The organism is Arachidicoccus sp., from assembly GCF_050436765.1.
In the GTDB taxonomy this organism is placed as follows: domain Bacteria; phylum Bacteroidota; class Bacteroidia; order Chitinophagales; family Chitinophagaceae; genus Arachidicoccus.
Genome location: NZ_JBNQGD010000336.1, coordinates 1 through 11,138, shown reverse-complemented (window position 1 = coordinate 11,138; position 11,138 = coordinate 1). Strand labels below are relative to the sequence as shown.

Annotated in this window: 9 protein-coding genes and 1 tRNA gene; 2 read left to right on the top strand and 8 right to left on the bottom strand. The window is 36.5% G+C overall.

What is annotated here, in order from left to right; all coding sequences use genetic code 11:
* Position 1: 1 nt before the first annotated feature.
* The 4 genes from ACQR30_RS14535 to ACQR30_RS14520 form a co-directional block, all read right to left on the bottom strand.
* A tRNA-Ser gene (locus ACQR30_RS14535) sits at positions 2–90 on the bottom strand.
* A gap of 85 nt (positions 91–175) precedes the next feature.
* Positions 176–1,609 carry a chromosomal replication initiator protein DnaA gene (gene dnaA, locus ACQR30_RS14530; RefSeq protein WP_429736378.1) on the bottom strand — a complete coding sequence of 478 codons (1,434 nt, stop codon included), beginning with the start codon at positions 1,607–1,609 and terminating at the stop codon, positions 176–178.
* Positions 1,610–1,958: 349 nt separating this feature from the next.
* Positions 1,959–2,174, bottom strand: a complete 216-nt coding sequence (locus ACQR30_RS14525) for a hypothetical protein (protein ID WP_429736376.1) — start codon at positions 2,172–2,174, stop codon at positions 1,959–1,961.
* 239 nt (positions 2,175–2,413) lie between these two features.
* A complete protein-coding gene (locus ACQR30_RS14520) occupies positions 2,414–3,160 on the bottom strand; it encodes a lysophospholipid acyltransferase family protein (RefSeq protein WP_429736374.1) in 747 nt (248 codons plus the stop codon).
* A 77-nt stretch (positions 3,161–3,237) separates the two neighbouring features.
* On the opposite strand from ACQR30_RS14520, the gene ACQR30_RS14515 reads away from it, so the two are divergent.
* Entirely contained in the window at positions 3,238–4,518 is a 1,281-nt protein-coding gene (locus ACQR30_RS14515) for an ectonucleotide pyrophosphatase/phosphodiesterase (protein WP_429736372.1), read from the top strand.
* A gap of 86 nt (positions 4,519–4,604) precedes the next feature.
* Here the strand turns inward: ACQR30_RS14515 and ACQR30_RS14510 are convergent, their stop codons facing one another.
* On the bottom strand, positions 4,605–5,327 hold the full coding sequence (locus ACQR30_RS14510; protein WP_429736370.1) for a YebC/PmpR family DNA-binding transcriptional regulator: 723 nt from the start codon (positions 5,325–5,327) through the stop codon (positions 4,605–4,607).
* A gap of 132 nt (positions 5,328–5,459) precedes the next feature.
* Here ACQR30_RS14510 and mutL point away from each other — a divergent pair, with 132 nt between their 5' ends.
* Positions 5,460–7,349 (top strand): DNA mismatch repair endonuclease MutL, encoded by a 1,890-nt coding sequence (gene mutL, locus ACQR30_RS14505; RefSeq protein ID WP_429736368.1) that lies wholly within the window; start codon positions 5,460–5,462, stop codon positions 7,347–7,349.
* Between the two features lie 102 nt (positions 7,350–7,451).
* Here mutL and ACQR30_RS14500 read toward each other — a convergent pair whose 3' ends face one another.
* The 3 genes from ACQR30_RS14500 to ACQR30_RS14490 form a co-directional block, all read right to left on the bottom strand.
* Positions 7,452–7,898 carry a DUF4395 domain-containing protein gene (locus ACQR30_RS14500; protein ID WP_429736366.1) on the bottom strand — a complete coding sequence of 149 codons (447 nt, stop codon included), beginning with the start codon at positions 7,896–7,898 and terminating at the stop codon, positions 7,452–7,454.
* A 113-nt stretch (positions 7,899–8,011) separates the two neighbouring features.
* A complete protein-coding gene (locus ACQR30_RS14495) occupies positions 8,012–9,286 on the bottom strand; it encodes a replication-associated recombination protein A (RefSeq protein WP_429736364.1) in 1,275 nt (424 codons plus the stop codon).
* Between the two features lie 292 nt (positions 9,287–9,578).
* On the bottom strand, positions 9,579–11,138 hold a 1,560-nt coding region (locus ACQR30_RS14490; RefSeq protein WP_429736362.1), incomplete at its 5' end, for a putative Ig domain-containing protein.

The following is an 11,138-nucleotide window of genomic DNA, read 5'->3' as shown; positions in this document are numbered from 1 at the left end:
GCGGTGAGGGCGGGATTCGAACCCGCGGTACAGTTTAACCCGTACGGCAGTTTAGCAAACTACTGATTTCAGCCACTCATCCACCTCACCGGGTTTTGCTGAAATTCCATCCTTTGAATGGGAGGCAAAAGTATAATTCGAATTCTTAAATTCCAAATTTAATCGCTTAATTATTTTACATGGAAGCCAATTGTACCTTCTGCGTTAGCTCCATTACATTTTCTTTGAAAATGCTATCTGTGTCCATCAAATCTTTTACAGTTTGACAGCTGTGAATGACAGTAGTGTGATCTCTCCCACCAAAATGCTCTCCAATAGTTTTTAAAGAGTTTTTGGTGAATGTTTTAGATAAGTACATTGTTATTTGTCTTGCTTGTACCACTTCTCTTTTCCTCGTTTTTTCTAATAAACGATTATAAGGTACATCAAAATATTCGCACACCATTTTTTGTATGGCATCAATGGTAACTTCTTTGTTATTTGTTTTGATGATATTTCTTAAAACTTTCTTCGCAAGCTCAATATCAATATCGCGCCTATTCAATGAAGACTGCGCCAATAACGATATTAATGCCCCTCTTAATTCCCGCACATTGGTATTCAAATTATATGCTACATATTTAACCACTTCCTTAGGCATTTCCAGGCCTTCATCACGCATCTTCTGTTCAAATATTTCTATCCTTGTTTCATAATCAGGCACCTGAATATCGGCACTTAACCCCCAACGAAAACGACTCAGCAACCGATCTTGCAAACCATCTAGATCTCGTGGTGATTTATCAGAAGTAAGCACCAATTGCTTACCACTTTGTTGTAGATGATTAAAGATGGCAAAGAAAGCATCTTGACTTTTTTCTGCACGATTAAAAAACTGAACATCATCAATCAACAACACATCTATCAACTGATAGAAATTGATAAAATCATTAATTTGATTATTCCTGCTATGATGTTGAAATTGATTGATAAACTTTTCACTGCTTACATACAATACTGCCTTATTAGGATGCAACTTTTTTACTTCATTGCCAATTGCATGAAGTAAATGCGTCTTACCCAAACCAGAACCTCCATATATAAACAATGGGTTAAAAGAATTATTACCAGGTTTTTCCGCAACGGTTTTTCCCGCACGGCGTGCAACTCGATTACAATCACCTTCCACAAACTTCTCAAATGTATCGGTATCATTGAGCTGTGAATCAATTTGCATTCTTTTTATACCCGGAAAAACGATTGGATGCAACCCACTATTACTATTAATATTCAAAGGCAAAACCAATGTGTTGGCTTGTCCCTTTTCTTCGCTTGATAGTAAATTCATCGAGCCTTTTCCTGAAGTATTCCCACTATCTACCAATATACGGTATTCCAATCTAGCTTGTCTCCCCAATTGGCGCTTAAGTGTTTTAGCTAAAAGGCTTACATAATGCTCCTCTAAATATTCGTAAAAGAAATTACTAGGTACCTGAATAAGTAATACGCTATTGTCTTTTAATTCAACAGGCACTATAGGCTCAAACCATGTTTTGAAATGTTGCCATTCAACAATGTCTTTTATTATATCCAGACAACTTGCCCAAACAGATTCCGCCGTTTTATTCATTTTTACAAAAATATTTAAAGTTAATTCCTCAGTCGTTCAGATAGGCTTGTTAAAATTAAGTGGTGCAATCACGTTCCTTAATCTTGCAAACAAGATTACGAAAGTGACGAAATAATGTTGAAAAAAAAAGTTTTTATTTCAGTTTTTTTTACAGATATACAATTTAAAAAAAATCCTCCTCATAAATCATTAATTTTCATTAATAACAACCTATTTAGCAAAGCCAAATAAAGCGTACTCGTTCTCTACTTATTTAGCGGATATTGCATTACACCCCTTATCAGGATTGAATTTCAACAGTTTGCCGTTTCTTTAAGTTGCCATATTCATCTATTGACGCCTATTTCCACTAGTAGCAAGTATAAAGAAGAGCAAGTAACCATAACTTAGCATTTTTAAAAGAGATATCCACAGCCTTTCTATTTAATATTTTAAAAAAAATCAGAGCGTTGCCTCGTCCTTGCGTATCAGGTGGTTTATCATCAACGTTTAAATAAACAAATACGAAAACATTATCGTCTTTTGGACAGCGGCAACAAATATTAGCTGGTTCTATTTTGTTCATTATTTTGGAACCTCAATACATAGGAAAGTCGTAAGACAATATTTGTTTTGTTATTCAACATTTCAATACCGCCGAATCTTGGACAGCAGAAGCAGAGCCCTTAAACTATCAACAAAAGAAAGCTAACCATTATGACCAAAACTAAACAAAGCAGTATAAGATAGACGCTTGAAACAATGGCAAAAACATATATCAAAAAAGTCTCAATATTTTTATTTTTAGGATAAAACACGACACATTTATATTCCAAATTTCGTCAATGCTTCTTCCATTACTGCATATACCTTTTGCTTCAAGGCACGAGTATCTGTTTTATCCAAACCCTGCACACTCAATTCTTCCAAATAAATGGCTCTGCAAATGCCGGGAGTAAAACTAAAAATACTTTCATAATGAAATCGCTTAATAGTATCTGGGAAAATAATTGGTTTTATGGGGGTCCCGGTTTCTAATGCTATTCTAAAAGCTCCGTCATAGAAATCTTTCAGTGGTTGTCCTGTTTCGTTAAAGGTACCTTCGGGAAAAATAAAAATAGACATTCCACTAGCTAAAACGTCTTTCATCATTGCAACACTCTTAGCACGATTTTCACGGCTACTTCTGTCGACTAAAACGGCTGCAGCTCGGTAAATAATACCAAATATAGGAACTTTGGCCAAATCGTGTTTACCCAAAACCCGTACGGGTTGGTGCATTGCCCGCATCAATTCCGGAATATCCAAATATGAGCGATGATTGGCCACAAAAATATATTGCCGCTCTTTATTATGTGATGCGACAAAAATTTCTTTGTGCCGAATAAAAATAAAAAAATACCAAAGAATTGCCCACCATCTACAAATGATATAAACAAGATTGCCTCCCCTCTTTTTACCTAACAAAGAACTCAGGAAAACGAAGGGCACAACAATCAACATCAATATAACGAACAACAACATGGCATAAACACTGTAAACTATCTGTAATATTTTTAATACTCTCTTCATACTTGTTGATTACTTTTGCTTTGAAGTTTCTGGTTCACAAAATAAATTTTATTTCTTCGGAAATACAAATCTTTTCAATGCTAGTCCATATGTATAATTTATTTTTAAAACGCATCTGGGTGCTTATCATTGGCCTTTCGTTAATGTCATGGAATTCTAAAGCACAAGATACCATGCAACAAATTATTCCGAACAGAACCAACGCACCTGCTCAAGTGACAAGACCTTATGTGATACTTATTTCCGCGGATGGTTACCGGTATGACCTTACCGAAAAATACAATGCACAATTCCTAAAGCAACTTAGTAATAATGGCGTAAAAGCGGTGTCTATGAAACCTAGCTATCCGTCACTTACATTTCCTAATCATTACAGTATTATCACTGGGTTATACCCCTCACATCACGGGATTGTGGATAACACTTTTTACGACCCAAATCGGAAACAATTTTATAAGGTGAGTAATAAATATGCGGTACGCGATTCTTCCTGGTACGGCGGCGAGCCACTTTGGGTATTGGCAGAAACACAAAAAATGTTATCTGCTAGTTTTTACTGGGTGGGGTCCGAAAGTCATATAGATGGAGTACCGCCAACATATTACTATAATTATAGCGAGTCTATTCCCATAGATAGAAGAATTGCTATTTTACAAGAATGGCTACAAAAACCTGCGACTACGAGACCTCATTTTATCACTTTTTATTTCCCCGAAGTGGATCATCAAGAACACTTACATGGCGTAGATGCAAAACAAACGGAAGCGGCTGTGCATTTTGTCGACAGCTCGATCCATAAAATAGTGGAAATGTGCCGTAGCACACGACTTCCTATCAATTTCATTTTCGTCTCTGATCATGGGTTTGCCAATATTGATTCCACCAAAGACTTATTTTTACCAACAGTAATTGATACCGGTAAATTTACAATAGCCAAAGGTGGTGAGTTAATTCACTTGTATGCGAAAAATAAAGCTGACATAGAGCCCACTTATAAAGCTATTAAAAAAGTAGCCCAGAATTACAATGTTTATCTCATAAATAAAACACCTAAAAAATGGCATTATAGAAAAAAAGACGATAAATATGGGCGTCTAGGAGATATTATTTTAGCACCAAATCCTCCATATAGTTTTTATTTTGGCAGCAGAAAAATGATGGGCGCACATGGATTCGATAACCGTTTACCCGAAATGCAAGCCACCTTTTATGCCTGGGGCCCAGCATTTAAACAACATATACAAGTAAAAAACTTCGAGAATATAAATATTTATCCACTTATAGCACATATTCTTGGCCTGCACATCGATACACCTATTGATGGAAATTTTAGAAAATTAAAAAAGACATTAAAATAATTACCCACTAGTATCGATGAACAATATAAGATGCCGGCAAGAAATTCTAGCCGGCATCTTCTTTTTAAAAAATTCTTCATCAAAAATTATTGCATATTATGGAAGACTTTATTCACGTCCTCATCTTGCTCCAAGCGATCAATTAATTTACTCACATCTTCTGCTTGTTCATCCGTCACCGGAACGGTCACATTCGGAATCCATTCTAATTCTGCACTTAAAGGAGTAATATTTTTATCTTCTAATGCTTTTTGTAAATTCCCAAAATCTGTGAATCCGCAACGAAGCACCAATACGGGGTTTTCATTATCATCAACACTCTCTCCCATTTCATCTAATCCCGCATCTATCAGTGTTAACTCCAATTCATCTGCGTCCAAACCTTCCGGATTCAATTTAAAAACACCCATTTTTTTAAATTGAAAACTCACACTTCCATTTGTTCCTAAAGCCCCACCGCCTTTATTAAAATGAGAGCGCACATTGGCTACGGTACGTGTATTATTATTAGTAGCCGTTTCTACCAAAATCGCGACCCCATGCGGAGCGTAACCTTCATATAAATGTTCTTCATAATTTTCAGTATCGCTGCCCAATGCCTTTTTGATCGCTGCTTCAATTCGATCTTTGGGCATGTTTACACTTTTACCATTTTGCATGCATCTTCTTAAAGCCGGGTTCGTATCCGGATTTCCCCCACCGGCTTTAACGGCAATATTTATTTCTTTACCTATGCGCGTAAACTGTTTGGACATCTTATCCCAACGCGCAAACATAGTTGACTTTCTTACCTCAAATATTCTTCCCATACAATAAATTTGTGCCGCAAAAGTAAAGTTTAAAATTGATTTGAGAAAGAGTAGATACACAAATCCTTAAATCGACAAATTAAAGCTAACTTCGCTACACATTTTTACGTTTAAAGAAGAAAGGATTTATTTGTGGATATCATACAATTATTGCCCGATAATATTGCCAACCAAATTGCCGCTGGTGAAGTGATACAACGACCTGCAAGCGCGGTTAAAGAACTTTTGGAAAATGCTGTAGATGCAGGTGCAACAGACATAAAACTCATTATCAACGATGCAGGCAAAGCCTTAATTCAGGTAATTGATAATGGAAAGGGCATGAGCGAAACAGATGCACGCATGTCGTTTGAACGCCATGCTACTAGCAAAATACAACGCATTGATGATTTATTTCATATTAAAACCATGGGATTTCGTGGCGAGGCTTTAGCCTCTATTGCAGCAGTTGCACAAGTAGAGTTAAAAACACGTCGTGAAGACGATGAATTAGGCGTTTATCTAGAAGTTGAAAATAGTGCAGTTGTAAAACAAGAGCCCTGTGCAGCCCCTAAGGGCACCAGCATAAGCATGAAAAATTTGTTTTTCAATGTACCTGCAAGAAGGAATTTCCTCAAGAGTAATGTAGCCGAACTGCGCCACATCATCGAAGAGTTTATTCGTGTATCGATGGCTTTTCCAGCTACCCATTTCTCTTTAACCAGCAATGGACAAAAAGTTTTGCATTTGGAGGGAGGATCTCTAAAACAAAGAGTAATTCAGTCATTGGGGAATAATTTGCAATCGCAACTGGTTGCAGTAAAGGATGAGACCGATTATATAAATATCTCAGGCTTTATTGGCAAACCGGATGTATCTAAGAAAACACGTGGCGATCAATATATTTTTGTCAATAGTCGTTTTATCAAAAGCGCCTATCTAAATCACGCTATTACTGGTGCTTTCAGCGAATTAATTCCAAAAGAGAATTTCCCTTTATATGTTTTGTTTATTGATATTGACCCAGCGCAAGTGGACATTAATGTACATCCAACAAAACAAGAAATAAAATTTGAGGATGAAAAAATAATTTATGCTTTTGTCAAAGCCGCTGTGAAACATGCATTGGCACAGGCAAGTGTAATGCCTTCGCTAGACTTCTCACTCAATTCCGAAATTCAGCAATTAGATGCCATAAACAAACCCTTTGATGAAGATAATAAAAATGCGGCGACCTCCTCTAATTTATATAAAACCTTCACGCAAAAAAATCAAGCACATTTTATAGAATCTGATAACAAAGGAGAATTAAAGCATTGGCAAAGTTTTTACCAACCAAGTGAGGTGCGTGATACGACAAATAAGATTGATGCGTTTTTGCAAAACGATCATGAAGAGAAATCTCTTTCTCTACCACAATACAACATACTGAATCTAGAAAAAGAAGTAACGGCAATTAATAAGATTATCACTTCAGCTCCATTCTTACAATTGCTTCGGACATATATTATAGCACCATCGGTTAATGGGTTTATACTCGTGCATCAACAACTAGCACACGAAAGAGTTTTGTATGAGAAATTTGCTTCCTTCATTCACAAAAAATCCGGCATATCTCAGCAAGTGCTTATTCCTACAGAACTTCGACTATCCATTGCCGACAGTATTCTTTTGGAAGATTTATTACCCGAATTACAAATCATCGGATATCAAATAGAAAAGGCGTCAGAAGATATATATTTAATTACTGCTGTCCCTGCGGATGTTGCAAATGGAAATGAAACAAAAGCTATTGAACTTTTATTAGAACAGTTTAAGCATTTCAACAGTGATGTCAAATTTAGTAAACGTGAAAAAGTAGTGCGTTGTCTTTCTCGTCAACACGCCATTAAAGCCGGAAAAATATTAAGTTCCGACGAGATGAAACAACTAGTCGAAGATTTGTTTAAGTGTCAGATTCCCAACTTCTCTCCTTCCGGCGGCAGCCCGACTTATATCGATTTTAAAGAAGAATATTTAGACGGATTATTTGGGAGAAAGTGAACTGCACCGTGAGGACCGGTTTTTATCGATTTATTATAAAATGGATTAATAACCCCTTAGCCTAATAATATTTCAAATTAAAATAATAACCGACAATGCCATCTATTTTTTGAAAGGTAAAACTGCATAAGTATAAATAAAACAACCCAAGCAGAAACCGAAAGCTGATTCTAAAAGAGCACAAGCCAATAACATTACCGTAAAGCTATTTACCAAAATATTTTCATGTAAAAGCGTAAAAATTAAAATTAGGGAAATAAAAACAAATCCTAATATAGCGGCAAATCTTTTGGGTGCAACATCCACCGGTTTTTTATTAAATTTAAACCATTTAGATATCACTTTTGCCAATATCTTCAATGGACTGGCTGTTCCACTGAAAAAAGCTCTGCTCGCAAAATCAAGTACTAACAAAGAAATTATCAGCACACTATTTAAAAACACGCCAAGCATTGTAAAAATGAAAACGAATAGAGCAACTGTTCGCACAATATTCTCATCGGTTTTTTTTGTTGAAATAGGACAAGAAAGATTTGAATTTATTTTCATTTAAATAACTATTAGTCTACAAAATTAGTAGATTTATGTTTTGTATCCAAATAATTTATTCACTTTCTAAAGCAGAAAAAGACATAGATCGATTTCCATTCTTACCTATTAAGCTAATAGTTATATTTTTCTTTCCACAAGGATTTTAAAAACTTGCGTAATTCTACTTCCCGCGGTGTTGATCCGGGATCGTAAAATTTTGTACCTATAATCTTTTCGGGCAAATACTCTTGTCCAGCAAAACTCCTTTCGTAATTATGCGCATATTGATAATCCCTACCATAATTCATTTGCTTCATCAATTTGGTTGGTGCGTTGCGCAGATGTAGTGGTACAGGCAAATCTCCCGTCTTTTTAACCAGAGTGATCGCCTCATCAATAGCAACGTAACTCGCGTTACTTTTCGCACTGGACGCCAAATAAGTCGCGCATTGTGATAATATAATACGTGATTCCGGATAGCCGATTTTGTTCACAGCATCAAATGTGGTATTTGCTAACAAAAGTGCATTTGCATTCGCATTACCAATATCTTCACTCGCAAAAATCACCATACGTCGCGCTATAAATTTTACATCTTCTCCACCTTCTATCATTCTAGCCAAATAATAAACAGCTGCGTTAGGGTCACTTCCGCGCATACTTTTGATAAAGGCAGAAATAATGTCATAATGCTGCTCTCCTTTTTTATCGTACAAAGCAATTTTCTGCTGTGCAATTTGCATCACCACATCATCAGTAATTATAATTTCTTTGGACGATTTTTCACTTAGCGTATTGACGCAAAGTTCCAGGAGATTCAATAGTTTACGCGCATCGCCTCCAGATATATTCAAGAGAGCTTCAGTTTCTTTTAATTCGATAGGGAGTTCTTTAAAGAGTATATCTCTCTTAATAGCCTCTTGTAATAAGGCATTCAAATCGTCTCGATTTAAGGGCTTTAATACATACACCTGACATCGACTAAGTAAAGCCGAATTCACTTCAAAAGATGGATTTTCTGTGGTGGCACCTATCAGAGTAACAATACCTTTTTCCACCGCCCCTAGTAAGGCATCTTGTTGCCCTTTGTTAAAACGGTGAATTTCATCAATAAACAAAACAGCCCCTACTTGTTTTTTAGCATTCTCCAATACTTCCCGTACATCTTTTACCCCACTACTAATAGCACTTAACTGATAAAAAGGTACTTGCAAATTATGCGCAATAATATTGGCAATCGTCGTTTTACCTACGCCCGGCGGACCCCATAAAATCATTGAAGGAACTTTACCGTTTTCGATAGCCGTACGCAATATGCTATTTGCCCCAGTTAAATGCTGCTGTCCTGCTAATTCATCTAGCGTATTAGGACGAAGTCTTTCAGCTAAAGGTGTTGAGTCATTCATCCTACAAATTTATAAATTCTAGCGCAAAAACGATTCATCGTTTTTGGCTGAACACAATATAAATGATAGGTTGAATAGCACGGTTTTTTGCCCTCGCAGAAAAGCCGTTATCAAGACATTCAAACCTCTAAAAAGCTTGCCCGTAAAATAGTGAACAAGATAAAGCATTTCATGTCCTTCAAACCAAGTAAACATAAATAATAAAACGCTGAGCCAATTTAATGGATCGCAAAAAAAATGCTCATTTCTAATGAGCATTTTTAAAAATATAGCTTTTAAATAGGTATAATAATTACCACACTTTAATCAATCGTACACCGTGTGAAGCAACCGGTGTTTCGAAAGTTCTTTTATACTTCCCTAAATCTTTCTCCCGCCACAAATCGCGCACATTTTGTTTTTGAGATAATCCTAAATCTTTCCAATTAACTGTAATTTCCATTTCTTTGTTTGAGACATTGAAAATACCAATTGCATGTGAGCCATCACTCAAATCTTTCACCCACACTTGGTAATCGTCATATTTTATAACTTGCTTTGCTTGTTTACCCAAGACATCTTGATCTAGCGCCAATACATCATCATTGGTTAAAAGGCTGGTTGTAAAATTATCCAGTTTACTCATATCGCAACCAATCAACAAGGGTGCAGACAATAAGCACCACATGCTTATATGCGTATATTGTTCATCAGGTTTAAGTTTGGTAGGATGCAAATGATCCCCCCAGCCTAACATACCCACAATCAGCATGTCTGGATCATTCCAATGGCCCGGAGATGCATAAGGATACAGAGCAGCTTGTCTAAACCAAATATTGGTAAGACTTTTCCAACTATCGTTAATGTCACCAGTAGTACGCCAACTATTGCCTCCTACTTCCGGAGCCCATTTCCATGAATCTCTCATACCGTATTGACAAAGGCTGTAGTAAATATCTCGATGCTGTTGAGCTAGCGCCTTTTGCATCGTTATGTAAGGTTTTTTAAAAGCAGCAACAGAAGTGTCACCTTCTTTTTTATAAACATCACCATAACTGCACCAATCGTATTTTAGATAATCTACACCCCAATTCGCATATGTCGTAGCATCTTGTAATTCATGTTGATAAGAGCCTAAGAAGCCACCACAGGTACGCGTTCCTGGAGAAGAATAGATACCGAATTTCAATCCTTGCGCATGCAACCAGTCACTTAAAGATTTCATATTTGGAAATTTTTCGTTAGTCGCAATTGTACCATCAGCATTGCGCTTCTCCGCTTCCCACCCATCGTCAATATTAATATAACTCCATCCGTGATCAATTAACCCTTTATCTATCATAGCTTGTGCAGAGGCTTTTACCCTATCTGCATTAACACTCAGCCCCCAACAGTTCCAGCTATTCCAGCCCATCACCGGTGTCAGTGCTAATAAATTACCCACTTTTATGGTAAAATCTCTTTTCGCTTTTCCTAAAGCATTGGAAGCGATAATCTTCATTTTATAGTTCCCCTCCTTAGTGATCGCGCCCGTGATAATACCCGAGTTTTCATCTACTTTTATCCCATCTGGCAAATTTTCCACTTTATAATGAATAGGTTTAGTGCCTGATACGGCAATTTTATAAATTATCGGAGAACCAGGCCTTACGCCAAATACCTGCGCTCCATTTATTTGGGGCAGCGGAGATGATTGGGGAGTAAGAATATACTTGTCGAGGCTATCCGTTTGTGCAAAGGTTTGCATTTGAAGGCAAAGGAAAAATAAGCAACAAAATAGCTTAATGAATTTCATGAAAATATATTTAGGATGAAGAAATGAAGGATTAAATGTATAGAAAAATGGGAACATTTCATCATTTTCATTTTTTCT

Bases quoted from the DNA above. Each gene is read 5' to 3' on its own strand.
- dnaA (WP_429736378.1), bottom strand. From the start codon at position 1,609: ATGAATAAAACGGCGGAATCTGTTTGGGCAAGTTGTCTGGATATAATA.
- ACQR30_RS14525 (WP_429736376.1), bottom strand. From the start codon at position 2,174: ATGAACAAAATAGAACCAGCTAATATTTGTTGCCGCTGTCCAAAAGAC.
- ACQR30_RS14520 (WP_429736374.1), bottom strand. From the start codon at position 3,160: ATGAAGAGAGTATTAAAAATATTACAGATAGTTTACAGTGTTTATGCC.
- ACQR30_RS14515 (WP_429736372.1), top strand. From the start codon at position 3,238: ATGCTAGTCCATATGTATAATTTATTTTTAAAACGCATCTGGGTGCTT.
- ACQR30_RS14510 (WP_429736370.1), bottom strand. From the start codon at position 5,327: ATGGGAAGAATATTTGAGGTAAGAAAGTCAACTATGTTTGCGCGTTGG.
- ACQR30_RS14500 (WP_429736366.1), bottom strand. From the start codon at position 7,898: ATGAAAATAAATTCAAATCTTTCTTGTCCTATTTCAACAAAAAAAACC.
- ACQR30_RS14495 (WP_429736364.1), bottom strand. From the start codon at position 9,286: ATGAATGACTCAACACCTTTAGCTGAAAGACTTCGTCCTAATACGCTA.